This window comes from Leifsonia poae, assembly GCF_050632865.1.
Lineage (GTDB): Bacteria > Actinomycetota > Actinomycetes > Actinomycetales > Microbacteriaceae > Leifsonia > Leifsonia poae_B.
This window is the reverse complement of sequence record NZ_JBODSA010000001.1, coordinates 49,096-63,790: the sequence shown is the minus strand read 5'-3', so window position 1 is coordinate 63,790 and position 14,695 is coordinate 49,096. Positions and strand designations below refer to the sequence as shown.

General features: G+C 71.3%; 10 protein-coding genes and 2 pseudogenes. 8 read left to right on the top strand and 4 right to left on the bottom strand.

Annotated features, from left to right (window positions below):
- Positions 1 to 37: 37 nt before the first annotated feature.
- Entirely contained in the window at positions 38 to 1,012 is a 975-nt protein-coding gene (locus tag ACRAWB_RS00315; RefSeq protein WP_431351543.1) for an acetylxylan esterase, read from the top strand.
- A 9-nt stretch (positions 1,013 to 1,021) separates the two neighbouring features.
- Here ACRAWB_RS00315 and ACRAWB_RS00310 read toward each other — a convergent pair whose 3' ends face one another.
- Positions 1,022 to 2,020: a LacI family DNA-binding transcriptional regulator gene (locus ACRAWB_RS00310; protein WP_431351542.1), complete on the bottom strand. Its 999-nt coding sequence runs from the start codon at positions 2,018 to 2,020 to the stop codon at positions 1,022 to 1,024.
- Between the two features lie 112 nt (positions 2,021 to 2,132).
- On the opposite strand from ACRAWB_RS00310, the gene ACRAWB_RS00305 reads away from it, so the two are divergent.
- The 6 genes and pseudogenes from ACRAWB_RS00305 to xylB all read left to right on the top strand — a co-directional run bounded on the left by ACRAWB_RS00305 (position 2,133) and on the right by xylB (position 10,511).
- Entirely contained in the window at positions 2,133 to 3,422 is a 1,290-nt protein-coding gene (locus tag ACRAWB_RS00305; RefSeq protein ID WP_431351541.1) for an extracellular solute-binding protein, read from the top strand.
- Between the two features lie 13 nt (positions 3,423 to 3,435).
- Positions 3,436 to 4,482: a carbohydrate ABC transporter permease gene (locus tag ACRAWB_RS00300; protein ID WP_431351540.1), complete on the top strand. Its 1,047-nt coding sequence runs from the start codon at positions 3,436 to 3,438 to the stop codon at positions 4,480 to 4,482.
- Entirely contained in the window at positions 4,479 to 5,360 is an 882-nt protein-coding gene (locus ACRAWB_RS00295) for a carbohydrate ABC transporter permease (protein ID WP_431351539.1), read from the top strand. Before ACRAWB_RS00300 ends, ACRAWB_RS00295 begins: the two co-directional genes overlap by 4 nt.
- Before the next feature lie 31 nt (positions 5,361 to 5,391).
- A pseudogene (locus ACRAWB_RS00290) lies at positions 5,392 to 7,697 on the top strand (beta-glucosidase).
- A gap of 82 nt (positions 7,698 to 7,779) precedes the next feature.
- Entirely contained in the window at positions 7,780 to 8,970 is a 1,191-nt protein-coding gene (xylA, locus tag ACRAWB_RS00285) for a xylose isomerase (RefSeq protein WP_431351538.1), read from the top strand.
- Positions 8,971 to 9,080: 110 nt separating this feature from the next.
- Positions 9,081 to 10,511, top strand: a complete 1,431-nt coding sequence (gene xylB / locus ACRAWB_RS00280; protein ID WP_431351537.1) for a xylulokinase — start codon at positions 9,081 to 9,083, stop codon at positions 10,509 to 10,511.
- A gap of 2 nt (positions 10,512 to 10,513) precedes the next feature.
- On the opposite strand, the gene ACRAWB_RS00275 is transcribed toward xylB, so the two are convergent.
- Both ACRAWB_RS00275 and ACRAWB_RS00270 read right to left on the bottom strand, forming a co-directional pair.
- Positions 10,514 to 11,023, bottom strand: coding sequence for a gluconokinase (locus tag ACRAWB_RS00275; RefSeq protein ID WP_431351536.1), 510 nt, complete (start codon positions 11,021 to 11,023; stop codon positions 10,514 to 10,516).
- Positions 11,020 to 12,450 carry a GntP family permease gene (locus ACRAWB_RS00270; RefSeq protein WP_431351535.1) on the bottom strand — a complete coding sequence of 477 codons (1,431 nt, stop codon included), beginning with the start codon at positions 12,448 to 12,450 and terminating at the stop codon, positions 11,020 to 11,022. The genes ACRAWB_RS00275 and ACRAWB_RS00270 overlap by 4 nt, the downstream gene beginning before the upstream one ends.
- A gap of 115 nt (positions 12,451 to 12,565) precedes the next feature.
- Between ACRAWB_RS00270 and ACRAWB_RS00265 the strand changes: the two genes are divergently transcribed.
- Positions 12,566 to 13,258 (top strand): FadR/GntR family transcriptional regulator, encoded by a 693-nt coding sequence (locus tag ACRAWB_RS00265; RefSeq protein WP_431351534.1) that lies wholly within the window; start codon positions 12,566 to 12,568, stop codon positions 13,256 to 13,258.
- A gap of 12 nt (positions 13,259 to 13,270) precedes the next feature.
- Here the strand turns inward: ACRAWB_RS00265 and ACRAWB_RS00260 are convergent.
- Positions 13,271 to 14,664: pseudogene (locus ACRAWB_RS00260) on the bottom strand (MFS transporter).
- Between the last annotated feature and the right edge of the window lie 31 nt (positions 14,665 to 14,695).

Genomic DNA, 14,695 nt, shown 5'->3' with positions numbered 1-14,695 from the left:
CGGCCCGTCCCGGAAAACCGCGCCGAAAGCGAGACCGATGCCGCTCACCGACCTGTCCCACGCCGAACTGCTGACCTTCCGCCCGGAGGTCGAGGAGCCCGCCGACTTCGACGCGTTCTGGGCGCGCACCATCGCCGAAGCGCGCGCGGCGGGCGGGGTGCCCGAACTGACGCCGGCCGAGACGCCGGTGACACAGCTCGTCGTCGACGACCTGGTGTTCCCCGGTTTCGGCGGCGAGCCGGTACGCGCGTGGGTGTCGCGTCCCCTGCAGGCGGACGGCCCGCTCCCGGCGGTGGTGCAGTTCCAGGGTTACGGCGGCGGCCGCGGCCTCGCCGGCGAGAACGTCTCGTGGGCGCTCGCGGGGTACGTGCACGTGTTCGTGGACACGCGCGGCCAGGGCAGCGGATGGGGCAGCGGCGGCGACACCCCCGACCCGCATGGCTCGGGCCCGGCGACGCCCGGGGTGATGACCCGCGGCATCCACTCGCCCGAGACGTACTACTACCGCCGCGTGTTCACCGACGCGGTGCGCGCGGTCGACGCGGTGCGCGAGCTGCCCTTCGTCGACGCGTCGCGGATCGCCGTGACCGGCGGCAGCCAGGGCGGCGGCATCGCACTCGCGGCGGCGGCGCTGTCGGACGGCGTGGCCGCTGCGATGCCGGACGTCGCGTTCCTCTGCGCCTTCCGCCGCGGCGTCGAGGTCGCAGTCGGCGGCCCGTACCAGGAGATCGCCACGTACCTGTCCGTGCACCGCGACGAGATCGCGGACGTGTTTCGCACGGTGTCGTACTTCGACGGCGTGAACTTCGCCCGCCGCATCCACGTGCCGTCGCTGTTCTCGGTGGCGCTGATGGACACGGTGGTGCCGCCGTCGACGACGTTCGCCGCGTACAACCACCTCGCGGCGGAGGACCGGGCCATCGAGGTGTACCCGTTCAACGACCACGAGGGCGGCGGTCACCTGCAGTGGCGCGCGCAGGCGGCTTGGCTGGCCGCGCGCTTCGGCGCCTGACCCCGCAGGTCAGGCGGGCGGGGCGGTGGTCGCTCGGCGCACGAGGCGCGTCGGAAGGCGCAGGTGGGTGCGCTCGGGGGTCTCGCCGTTCATGAGGGCGATCAGCAGGTCGGCGGCCGCCGCGCCCAGGCTCTGCATGGGCTGGCGCACCGTGGTGAGCGGCGGGCTGTACTGCGACGCCTCCGGGATGTCGTCGAAGCCGACGACGGACAGGTCGCGCGGCACATCCAGGCCGAGCTCCGCCGCCACCTCCATGACCGCGATCGCGGAGATGTCGTTCGCCGCGAACACCGCCGTCGGCCGGTCGGGCCGCGCCAGGAGGGGCAGCGCGACCTCCTTCACGGTGTCGTGCTCGTACCGGCCCACCGCGACGAGCGACGGGTCGAACGTGATGCCTGCCTCCCCCAGCGCACGCCGGTAGCCGGCGTCGCGCAGGCTCGACGACCGCAGGTCCGGGCGTCCGGCGACGAATGCGATCCGCCGGTGGCCCAGCCCGATCAGGAAGGCGATCGCGTTGCGCGCGCCGCCGAAGCTGTCCGACTCCACCGTCGGCACGTCGGCCCGGCCGGTGTGCGGGTCGATGGCGACCATCGGCACGTCCGCGTTCGCGCTCACCACGGTCGGGGTCACCATGATGACGCCGTCGATGAGCGTGCCGCTCAGCCGGCTCAGCGAGCGGCGCTCCCACCCTTCGCTCGACGGCTGCCGCGAGCCGCTGTAGGCGAGCAGGTCGTAGCGGGAGTCGTGGAGGGCCGCGCCGACGCCCTTCAGGATCTCGGCGGAGAACGGTTCGAAGTCTGCGACCAGCACGCCGATCACGCCCGTCCGGCGTGACCGCATACTGCTCGCGACCAGGCTGGATTCGTACCCTAGCTCCTGCACGACCTGCAGAACGCGCTCGACCGTCTCGACGGCGACGCCGTACCGACCGTTCACAGCCTTCGAGACCGTGGCGACCGAAACACCGGCCGCCTCGGCCACATCGTTGATGGTCGGACGTCGTCCCATGAGCGTCGAGCATAGCGTTAGAAAAGGTTTTCGAAAACGTTTGACACCGTCGCATGCACTTGCGACACTTCCGAACGTCCCCACCTCAACGAAGAGAACAGGTTGGAATCACATGAAAGGCACCAAGCTCCTCACCGGGGCCGCCGTCGTGATGGCCGGCGCGCTCGCCCTCACCGGGTGCAGCGGCGGCTCCGACAGCTCCAGCAGCAACGGCAAGGTCAACATGACCCTCTGGCAGAACTCCACCACCGGCCCCGGCCAGGAGTTCTGGAAGAACGCCGTCGCCGCTTTCGAGAAGGCGAACCCCAACGTCACCATCAAGGTCCAGTCCATCCAGAACGAAGACCTCGACGGCAAGCTCCAGACCGCGCTGAACTCCGGCGACGCCCCCGACATCTTCCTGCAGCGAGGCGGCGGCAAGATGGCGGCCATGGTCAACGCCGGCCAGCTCATGGACATCACCGACAAGGTGTCGTCCGAGACCAAGAAGAACATCTCCGAAGGCTCGTTCAAGGCGGAGACCTACCAGGACAAGGTGTGGGCCATGCCCATCGCCGTGCTCCCGGGCGGTCTCTTCTACAGCCAGGATCTCTTCAAGGCCGCGGGGATCAGCGACGCTCCCAAGACGATCAGCGACCTCAACGAGGACGTGACCAAGCTCAAGGCGACCGGCGTCGCCCCCATCGCGCTCGGCGCGAAGGACGCCTGGCCCGCCGCGCACTGGTTCTACTGGTTCGCGCTGCGCGAGTGCGCCGGCTCCACCATGGAGAAGACGGCCGACTCGAAGTCGTTCTCGGACGGCTGCTGGCTGAAGGCCGCAGAGGACCTGCAGAAGTTCTCCGACACCAAGCCCTTCAATGACGGCTTCCTCACCACCTCCGCCCAGCAGGGCGCGGGCAGCTCGGCCGGCCTCGTCGCGAACCACAAGGCCGCGATGGAGCTCATGGGCGCCTGGGACCCGGGAGTGATCGCGTCCCTCACGCCTGACCAGAAGCCGCTGCCGGACCTGGGCTTCTACCCCTTCCCGGAGGTTCCGGGCGGCAAGGGCGAGCCTGGCTCCATCATGGGCGGCGTCGACGGGTACTCGTGCTCGGTCAAGGCCCCCAAGGAGTGCGCCGACTTCCTGAACTTCGTCGCCAAGACGGACCAGCAGGAGGCCTACTACAAGGCCTTCAACGCCCCGCCGGTGAACTCCGAGGCGCAGAAGGTTGTCACCGAGCCCTACCTGAAGGACGTGCTCAAGGCCTACAACGCGGCCCCGTACGTCTCGCAGTGGCTGGACACGGTCCTCGGCCAGAACGTCGGCAACGCGCTGAACGTCGCGGTCGTCGACATGCTCGCCGGCAAGAGCGACCCGAAGCAGCTCATCCAGGCGGCCAACGACGCCGCCAAGAAGGGCTGAGGCAGGTTAGCTCGTGACCAACATCCGCGAGAACACCACCGGCGTCCAGCCGGCCGCGGGTCTCGCGCAGCACGGCGGGGGCGACGCGATCGCGTCGCCCCCGTCGCGCCAGCGCCGCCCCCGCAAGGGCCGCTGGTCCGGACGCCTGGAGATCGCTCTCCTGGCCGGACCCGCGGTCATCGTCTTCCTGGGCTTCGTGATCGCCCCGGTCGTGATGGCGGCCTACTACGGCTTCTTCCGCTGGGCGGGCTACGGGACCCCGACCGACTTCGTCGGCCTCCAGAACTACGTCACCATCCTGACCGACTCGGCGTTCCAGCAAGCGTTGGCGCACAACGCATTCATCGTCGTGATGTCGATCGTGCTGCAGGGTCCGATCGCGGTCCTGCTGGCGCTGCTGCTCAACCGCAAGATGCGCGGCCAGTCGATCATCCGCGTCCTGATCTTCGTGCCCTACGTGATCGCCGAGGTCGTGGTCGGCACGGGCTGGAGCCTGATGCTCGCCACCAACGGCGCGCTGAACGGCATGCTCAAGAACCTCGGCCTCGACTTCCTCGTCCACGACTGGCTCTCCGACCCGAGCCTGGCGATCTGGACGCTGATGGGCATCCTGACCTGGAAGTACGTCGGCTTCGCCGTCATCCTCTTCCTCGCCGGCCTCCAGGGCATCCCGGAGGAGCTGTACGAGGCCGCTGCACTGGACGGCGCGTCGTACTGGCAGATCCAGCGCCGCATCACGCTGCCGCTGCTCGGCCCGACGCTCCGCATCTGGGCGTTCCTCTCGATCATCGGGGCGCTCCAGCTGTTCGACCTCGTCTACATCATCTGGGGCCAGTACGTCGCATCGACGGCCGGCACCTCCACCATGGCGACGTACATGGTCGCGAACGGCCGCAACGCGGGCAACTTCGGTTACGGCAACGCCGTCGCCGTCGTGATCTTCCTGATCTCGCTCATCGTCGCACTCGTCTACCAGCGGTTCGTGCTCCGGCGCGACACCGCGGGCGCCATCACCGGCGACAGCCGGAAGGCGCAGCGCGCAGAAAGGAAGGGACGATGACGACCCTCACCGCCACTCCCGAGCCCACGCTCCCGGGCACGACCCGGCGCAAAGAGAAGGGCCTCCCCTGGGGCTCGCCGATCATCTACTTCGTGGCGCTCGTCGTCATCGCCCTGATGCTCGTGCCGATCGCGTACATCGTGCTCGGCGGCTTCCGCACCAACTCGCAGATCACGGTCGACCCGGCCGGGTTCCCCAACCCGTGGAACGTCCAGAACTACCTGAGCGTCCTCAGCGGCAGCACCTTCTGGCAGGAGGTCGGCAACTCGACGATCGTCGCGCTGGTGACCACGCTCGGAGTGATCGTGCTCGGCCTGATGGCGAGCTACGTCCTGGCCCGCTACAAGTTCCGCGGGCGCGGGTTCCTCTACGCGCTGTTCGCGGCCGGCCTGATGTTCCCCATCACCGTCGCGATCACCCCGCTCTACATCGTGGTGCGCAACCTCGGCCTGATGAACTCGCTCGGCGGCGTCATCCTGCCGCAGATCGCGTTCGCCCTGCCGACGACGATCATCATCCTGGTCCCGTTCCTGCGGGCCATCCCGGACGAGATCGAGGAGGCCGCGTTCATCGACGGTTGCAGCCGGCTCGGCTTCTTCTGGCGGATGGTGCTCCGGCTCTCGCTCCCGGGCGTGATCACCGTCGGCATCCTGGCCTTCATCGCGAGCTGGAACAGCTACCTGCTGCCGCTCTTCCTCCTGAACAACGAGGCGACGTTCACCCTGCCGCTGGGAGTGCAGGCGTTCTCGTCGCAGTACTCGCAGGACACGGCGAAGGTCCTGGCCTTCACCTCCCTGTCCATGATCCCGGCGCTGGTGTTCTTCAGCCTGTTCGAGCGCCGCATCGTCGGCGGCCTGACCGGCGCCGTCAAGGGCTGACCGCCCGCTCCGCTTAGAAGTGAGATCCGACATGACCGAATCCCTCCATCCTTCTGCGCCCTCCGAGCGGGTGCGCGCGCTGCTCACCGAGATGACCCTCGAGGAGAAGCTGGCGCAGCTCGTCGGGTACTGGGTCGACAAGGGCGACGAGCTGGTCGCCCCGATGGCCGGCGAGATGGGCAACCCGGGAGCCTACGCGGACGCCACCGAGCACGGCCTCGGCCAGCTCACCCGCGTCTACGGAACGCGCCCGGTCGACCCGGCGGAGCGCGCCGCGTGGCTGTGGTCGGAGCAGCGCCGGCTGAAGGAGGAGACCCGTCTGGGCATCCCCGCCCTGGTGCACGAGGAATGCCTCACCGGGCTCGCGGCCTGGAAGGCGGCGACGTTCCCGACGCCGCTGGCGTGGGGCGCGTCCTTCGACCCGGAGCTGGTGGAGGAGATGGCCGGGCTGATCGGGCTCTCGATGCGCGAGCTCGGCATCCACCAGGGCCTCGCCCCGGTGCTCGACGTGATCCGCGACCCGCGCTGGGGCCGGGTGGACGAGTGCATCGCCGAGGACCCGTACGTCGTCGGAACGCTGGGCACCGCCTACGTCCGCGGCCTGCAGGGCGCGGGCGTCCACGCGACGCTGAAGCACTTCGTCGGCTACTCGGCGTCGCAGGCCGGGCGCAACCACGCGCCGGTGCACGCCGGTCCTCGCGAGGTGCGCGACACCCTCCTGCAGCCGTTCGAGATGGCGGTGCGGGATGGCGGGGTGCGCTCGGTCATGAACTCGTACGCGGAGATCGACGGCGTGCCGGTGGGTGCGTCTCCCGAATACCTCACGGGGATCCTCCGCGACGAGTGGGGGTTCGACGGGACGGTCGTCTCCGACTACTTCTCGGTCGCCTTCCTGCACACCATGCACGGCGTCGCGGCCGACCTCGGCGAGGCGGCCGCCCTGGCCCTCGCCGCCGGAATCGACGTCGAACTGCCCACCGGCGACGCGTTCCTCGAGCCGCTGGTGGAGCGCATCCGCTCGGGTGAGACGGACGAGGCGCTGGTCGACCGTGCTGTACTGCGCGTGCTGGCGCAGAAGGAGGAGCTGGGGCTGCTGGACGAGACGTTCGACTCGCCGCCGACCTCCATCGACCTTGACACGCCCGCCCACCGGGATGCGGCGCTGCGCCTGGCCGAGGAGTCGTTGGTGCTGCTGACGAACGACGGCACGCTGCCGCTGGCGTCGGCCCCCCGCCGGATCGCCGTGCTCGGCCCGAACGCCGACGCGCCCGAGGCCCTGATGGGCTGCTACTCGTTCGCCAACCACGTGCTCGCGCACCACCCCGAGGTGCCGCTCGGCTTCGAGCTGCCGTCGGTGCTGGAGGCGGTCCGCGGCGAGTTCACCGGTGCCGAGGTGGTGCACGAGCGCGGCTGCGACGTGGAGGGAGACGACCGCTCGGGCATCCCGGCCGCCGTGGCCGCCGCGAGCAGCGCCGACGTCGCCGTCGTGATCGTCGGCGACCGCGCGGGCCTGTTCGGCCGCGGGACGGTCGGCGAGGGCAACGACGTGGAGAGCCTGGAGCTGCCGGGCATCCAGCGCGAGCTGGTCGAGCGGGTCGTCGCGACCGGCACGCCCGTCGTGCTCGTGGTGCTCTCCGGCCGACCGTACGCGATCGGCTGGGCCGTCGAGGGCGTGACCGCCCCCGCGGCCGTAATGCAAGCATTCTTCCCGGGCGAGGAGGGTGGCCGCGCCATCGCGGCGGTCCTCTCCGGCCGGGTCGCGCCGTCCGGACATCTGCCGGTGTCCCTCCCCGCTCGGCGGGCGCGCAGCCGTACTCGTACCTCCACCCGATCCTCGGCGGACCGAACGAGATCACGAGCGCGGACAGCACCCCGGTGCTGCCATTCGGCCACGGGCTCTCGTACACGACGTTCGAGCGGTCCGAGCTGACCGTCGACGCGGAGGTCGCCGCCGGCGGCACGTTCTCCGCCAGCGTGCGCATCCGGAACACCGGAGAGCGCGCGGCGACCGACCTCGTCCAGCTGTACGCGCGGGATGTGCACGCCAGCGTGACGCGTCCGGTGGCGCAGCTGCTCGGCTACCGCCGCATCGAGCTGCAGCCCGGCGAGGAGGCGGTGGTGCGGTTCGCCGTGCCGACCACTCGGCTCGCGTTCTCGGACCCGTCGTTCCGCCGCATCGTGGAGCCCGGCGCCGTGGAGCTATGGGTCGGCCCCTCGTGCGACGTCCGCGAGACGTCGGCCGCGCTGACGATCGCCGGCCCTGTCCACGAGGTCACCGCCGCGGACGCCCGCCTGGTGACGTCGGAGGCCGAGACGGCTACCGTGGGTGCCGTCTGAGCCTTCCCCTCGCGCCGCGCGCCTGCGTGCGGTATAAGTTTATTGAAACAACAAATCACCGACGACGCTGAAGGAAACATCCATGAGCCTCACCCCCACCCGCGCCGACAAGTTCTCGTTCGGACTGTGGACCATCGGCTACAACGGCACCGACCCGTTCGGCGGCCCCACCCGCCCCCAGCTCGACGTGGTCGAGGCGGTGCACAAGCTCGACGAGCTCGGCGCCTACGGCCTCACCTTCCACGACGACGACCTGTTCGCGTTCGGCTCGACCGACGCCGAGCGCCAGAAGCAGATCGACCGCCTCAAGCAGGCCCTCGCCGACACCGGCATCATCGTCCCGATGGTGACCACGAACCTCTTCTCGGCTCCGGTCTTCAAGGACGGCGGCTTCACCTCCAACGACCGCGCCGTTCGCCGCTTCGCGCTCCGCAAGGTGCTGCGCAACATCGACCTGGCCGCCGAGCTCGGCGCCAAGACCTTCGTCATGTGGGGTGGCCGCGAGGGCGCCGAGTACGACGCGGCGAAGGACATCCGTTCCGCGCTCGAGCGCTACCGCGAGGCCGTGAACCTGCTCGGCGACTACGTCACCGACAAGGGCTATGACATCCGCTTCGCCATCGAGCCGAAGCCGAACGAGCCGCGCGGCGACATCCTGTTGCCGACCGTCGGCCACGCGCTGGCGTTCATCAACTCGCTGGAGCGTCCGGAGCTCGTCGGCCTCAACCCCGAGGTCGGCCACGAGCAGATGGCGGGCCTGAACTTCGCCGCCGGCATCGCCCAGGCGCTGTACCACGGCAAGCTCTACCACATCGACCTCAACGGGCAGCGCGGCATCAAGTACGACCAGGACCTCGTGTTCGGTCACGGCGACCTGCAGAACGCCTTCGCCCTCGTCGACCTCCTCGAGAACGGCGGCCCCGACGGCGGCCCGGCCTACGACGGCCCCCGCCACTTCGACTACAAGCCGTCCCGCACCGAGGACATCACCGGGGTCTGGGACTCGGCGGCCGCGAACATGCGCACCTACCTGCTCCTCAAGGAGCGCGCGCAGGCGTTCCGCGCCGACCCCGAGGTGCAGGAGCAGCTGGAGGCGTCGCGCGTGATCGAGCTGTCGCGTCCGACCCTCGGCGACGGCGAGACGTACGACGACCTGCTGGCCGACCGCAGCGCCTACGAGGACTTCGACCCGAGCGCCTACTTCGGTGCGAAGGGCTTCGGCTTCGTCCGCCTGCAGCAGCTGGCCCTCGAGCACCTGCTCGGCGCCCGCTGACCCACCCCACCCCACCCCCGTGAATTGCTCGTAGTTGCGGTCCCGACCGGCGTGTCGGCCGCAACTGCGAGCAATTCGCGCGTTCGCGAAGGAAAGAGAGAGGACAGCGCATGACGCTGGTTGCGGGAGTCGACTCGTCGACCCAGAGCTGCAAGGTGGTCGTGCGCGACCTCGAGACGGGGGCGCTGGTGCGCTCGGGGCGCGCCGCGCATCCCGACGGCACGGAGGTCGACCCGGCCGCGTGGTGGTCGGCGCTGCGGGATGCTCTCGCCGCGGCGGGCGGCCTGGAGGACGTGGACGCGATCTCGATCGCCGGCCAGCAGCACGGCATGGTGGTGCTGGATGCGGAGGGGCGCGTCATCCGCGACGCCCTGCTCTGGAACGACACCCGCTCGGCGCAGGCCGCGCGTGACCTGATCGACGAGGTGGGCGCGGACGAGTACGCGCGCCGGGTCGGCGTGGTTCCGGTCGCGTCCTTCACCGCGACCAAGCTGCGCTGGCTGCGGGATGCGGAACCGGAGAACGCGGCGCGGGTCGCCGCGGTCGCCCTCCCCCACGACTGGCTGACCTGGCGGCTGCGCGGCTACGGCCCCGCGGGCGAGAGCGAGCTGGGACCGGAGCTGGAGGCGCTGACCACGGACCGCTCGGACGCGAGCGGCACGGCGTACTGGGGTGCGGCGAGCGGGGCCTACGACCTCGACCTGTTCGAGCGCACGCTCGGGCGCCCCGGGCGCGAGGCCGGTTCGGGCGACGGAGACGCCGTGGTCCTCCCCCGCGTGCTCGGCCCGTCGGAGGCCGCCGGCCGTACACCGTCCGGCGTGCTCGTCGGTCCCGGCGCCGGCGACAACGCGGGCGCCGCCCTCGGACTCGGCGCCGCAGAGGGCGACGTGGTCGTCTCGATCGGAACGTCCGGCACGGTCTTCGCCGTGACCGAGCAGCCCGTCGCCGATCCCTCGGGCACCGTGGCCGGCTTCGCCGACGCGTCCGGGGTGTCCCTTCCGCTGATCGCGACGCTCAACGCCGCGCGGGTGCTGGGTTCGATCGCCGGCCTCCTGTCGGTCGACTTCAACCGGCTCGCCGAGCTGGCGCTGACCGCGGAGCCCGGCTCGGGCGGTGTCGTGCTCGTGCCCTACTTCGAGGGCGAGCGCACCCCGAACCTGCCGGATGCGAAGGCGAGCATCCACGGCCTCACGCTGGCGTCGACCACCCCCGCGAACCTGGCGCGCGCCGCCATCGAGGGGATGCTGTGCGGCCTCGCCGACGGCCTCGACGCCGTGCGGTCGGTCGGGGTCCGCGAGCGGCGCATCCTGCTCATCGGCGGCGCCGCCCAGAACCCGGCGGTCGCGCAGGTCGCCGCGCAGGTGTTCGACGCGCCGGTCGAGGTGCCGTCCCCCGGCGAGTACGTCGCGGACGGCGGGGCGGTGCAAGCGGCCTGGGCGCTGACCGGCACCCGTCCGTCGTGGACGGTCGAGACCGCGGCGACCCTCGCGGTCGACACGCGAGCGGTCATCCGCGACCAGTACGCCGCCGCCCGCTCCTGAGTTCAGCCGGCGGCGGCGTGCTCGGTCTCGGCCAGCGCCGCCGCCACCCGCTCGGCCAGCTCGGCCGGCGTCGCGTCGATGTCGAGCGTCAGTTGGCGCTCGTCCTGCCCCGGCGGTTCCAGCAGGGCCAGCTGGCTCTGCAGCATGCCCGCCTTCATGAAGTGGTGCTCGCGCGCCGCCAGCCGATCCCCGAGGAGATCCGGCGATCCGGTGAGGTGCACGAACAGGACGTCGTCCTTCCGGAGCACATCGCGGTAGCGGCGGGTGAGCGCCGAGCAGGCCACCACGACCGGCCGGCGCTCCCCCATCCAGGACGCGATGGCTGCGAGCCAGGGCGCGCGGTCCTCGTCGGTGAGCGGGATCCCCGCGCCCATCCGCTCGACGTTGGCCGCCGGGTGCAGGGCATCGCCCTCCAGCAGCTCCCACCCGAGGTGGGCGGCGACGAGGGCGGCGACCGTCGACTTGCCGCACCCCGCGACGCCCATCACGACGACCGCGCGCACCGGGGTCATCCCAGGCCGCCCACGAAGAGGCTGACGATGAGGACACCGACCAGGCCGACCACCGAGATCAGGCACTCCAGGACGGTCCAGCTCTTCAGCGTCTGCGGGATGCTGAGACCCAGGTACTCCTTCACGAGCCAGAAGCCCGCGTCGTTGACGTGCGAGAGGAACACCGAACCCGCGCCGATCGCGAGGACCATGAGCGAGACCATCGGGGTCGACAGGTGCTCGGTGAGCGGCAGGAGGATGCCGGCCGCGGTCACCGTCGCGACGGTCGCCGAGCCGGTGGCGACGCGGATGAGGGCCGCGACCGTCCAGGCGAGGAGCAGCACCACGATCCCGCTCGCGCCGGTCGCCCAGCCGGCGATGACCTGACCGATGCCGGTGTCGACCAGCACCTGCTTGAAGCCGCCGCCCGCGCCGACGATGAGCAGGATGCCCGCGATCGGCGGGAGGGAGGCGCTGAGGCTGGCCTGCATGGCCTTGCGGTCCATCCCGCCGCCCAGCCCCAGGAGGAGCAAGCCCGCCAGCACGGCGACGGTCAGTGCGATGACCGGGGTGCCGAGGAAGTCGAGCACGACCTTCCACGCCGGCGCGGCGTCGGCCGGCGTCGCGATGTCGGCCACGGCCTTGGCGAGCATAAGCACGACCGGCAGCAGGATGCTGATCAGCGCGGCGGCGAACGACGGACGGCGGCGAGCGCCGGCCTTCTCCGCCTCGTCGGCGACGAACAGCGCGGGGACGCCCGCCGGCACCCACTTCGCGGCGACGCGGCTGAAGAGCGGGCCGGCGATCGCGATGGCCGGGATGGCGACGAGCACGCCGAACGCCAGGGTCAGTCCGAGGTTGGCGCCGAGCGCGCCGATGGCGACCAGCGGACCCGGGTGCGGCGGGACCAGGCCGTGCATCGCCGAGAGGCCGGCGAGCGTCGGCAGCGCGATGCGCATGAGCGGGAGGCCGGAACGGCGGGTCACCAGGATGATGACCGGCATGAGCAGCACGAGGCCGACCTCGAAGAACATCGGCAGGCCGATGATCGCGCCGACGGCGCCCATGGTCCACGGGAGCAGCCGGGCGCTGGTGCGCGAGACGAGCGTGTCGACGATCCGGTCGGCGCCGCCGGAGTCGGCGAGCAGCTTGCCGTACATCGCGCCGAGGCCGATCAGTACGCCGACGCTGCCCATCGTGTTGCCGAAGCCGGTGATGAAGCTGGCGATGGCCTTGTCGGCCGCCATGCCTGCCGCGAGTCCGGCGACGAGCGAGCCGAGCAGCAGCGAGAGGAACGGGTGGAGCTTGAGCCAGGTGATCAGGATGACGATCACCGCGATGCCGACGAGGGCCGCGATGATGAGCTGGCCCTCCGGGCCGGTCGGCTCGGGGGCGGGAGTGGGAGCGGGCGCGGCGGCAGCGAGGCGCCCGAGTAGTGCTGTGGTCATGAACGTCCTTGGTCGCGAATCCGATGGGGCGGGGATCACTCTAGGAATAAATCAGATTTGTGTCCAATCCGTGCTCATAATTGCGGACGAATCCCGAACATCGGATAATGGAGGCGTGACGCAGCCGCCACCCGGTTCCCTGCACGAGCAGGCCATCGCCTCGCTCGGCGCGCGGATCGTCGCGGGCGACATCCCGGTGGGCACGGTCCTGACCCCCGAGGGGCTGGGCATCTCGCGCACGGTGCTGCGCGAGTGCCTGCGGGTGCTGGAATCGCTCGGTCTGGTGCAGGCCCGCCGGCGACGCGGGACCGTGGTGCTGCCGGAGACCTCGTGGCAGGCGCTCGACCCGCGCATCCTGAGCTGGCGGCTCGCCGGACCGGACCGGATGCGCGCGCTCGGCGACCTTAGCGAGCTGCGCCGCGCGGTCGAGCCCGTCGCCGCCCGGCTGGCCGCGGAGCGCGCGACGCCCGACCAGTGCGGCGACCTCACGGCGGCGATCGTCGGGATGGCGGCGACGCAGCGCTCCGCGAACCGCGAGGAGTACCTGGCGCACGACCGCGACTTCCACCGCGTCCTGCTGGAGGCGTCCGGCAACCCCGTGTTCGCGGCGCTCAGCGACGCGGTCTCCGAAGCGCTCAACGGGCGCACGGAGCACTCGCTCATGCCCGGAACGGCGAACCCGGAGGCGATCCGGCTGCACGAGGAGGTGGCGGCCGCGGTCCGCCGGGGCGACGGCGCGGCGGCCGAGGAGGCGACCCGCTCGATCGTCGAGGAGGCGGACGTCGCGGTGCAGCGGCTGGCGCGGTAGTCCGATCCTCGATCAGCTGCGACGCAGGATCCGCGGCCCCACCACCCACGCCAGCAGACACAGCACACCCGACACGGCGAACGCCCCGAGGAACGGCCACCCGCCTCCCGCGTCCCGCAACGCCGCGAAGACGATGGCCGTCGCCGCGAGCGCCACCGCCGACCCGGTCGCGTCGGAGATCGACAGCGCCGAGCTGTTGAAGCCCTGGTCGTCGCTCGTCGAGTACTCGAGGGTCAGGACGCCGAGTCGCGGGTAGAGGATGCCCATCCCGCCGCCCGCGAACGCCCACGCGATCACGGCGACGGCAGGGCTCAGATGCCACACCGCGGTCGCGATGAGGGTGGCGAGCGCGATCGTCAGTCCGAGCGCACCGAGCCGTGCGGCGAGACGGTTGCCGATGCTCGGGAAGCGGCCCTGCACCCACGACGCCGCCGACCAGGTCAGCCCGGCCGCGGTCAACGCCAGCCCGGCGATCGCCGCCGACTGGCCGTACTGCGTGACGAGCAGAAGGGGCACGTACACCTCGGACGCGAAGAAGGTCCCGGCGACGATCGCCCGCATCAGGATGACGCTCGGCAGCCCCCGCCTGCCGAGCAGCACTCCCCGGGGCACCAGCGGGCGGAGCGCGAACGCGGCCACCACCGCGGCGACCACGGGCACGATCCACTGGACCGGTCCGGTCGCCTCCGCCGCGAGCGTCAGCGCGAGCACCGCGACCGCGAGCAGCACCGCCCAGAAGAGCCGCGCCGGACGGAACGGCGCCGGGTCCGCCGGGGGCTCGAGCACGCCGTGCATCACCGGCACGACCATCACCATGGCGAGCGCCGTCAGCGCCACGACGCCGAGGAACACCCACCGCCAGCCGACCGTCTCGGCGAGCAGGCCGGCGATGAACGGCCCGATCAGCGACGGGATCACCCAGGCCGCCGCGAAGCCGGCGAAGATGCGGGGATGCAGCCGCGGCGGGTAGACGCGCGCCACGATCACGTAGAGCACGACCGTGAGTGCTCCCCGCCGAGCCCGTGGACGAGGCGGCCGACCACGAACATCCCCATCGTGGGCGCCGTGCCCGCCAGCAGCAGCCCGGCGGTGAACAGCGCCACCGAGGCGATCAACGCGCTGCGCGGGTTGCCGCGGTCGGCCCACGCGCCGGCGGCGACCATCCCGACCACGCTCACCGCGAGCGGACCGGCGAAGGCGAACGCATACAGCGCCGCGCCGTCGAGCTCCCGGCTGACCGCGGGCATGATCGTGGTGACCGCCAGCGCCTCGAACGCGGCCAGCATGATGAGCAGGCACATCCCGATGCTGGTCCAGCGGAACGGCGGGCTCAGGACGCCGCCGGACACCGCTCGATCGGGGGATGCGGAGCCGGTCGACACGGAGTCCAGGTCGCGCGAGCTCATGGGCTCCAGCCTAGGCCGGGCCTCCGACGCC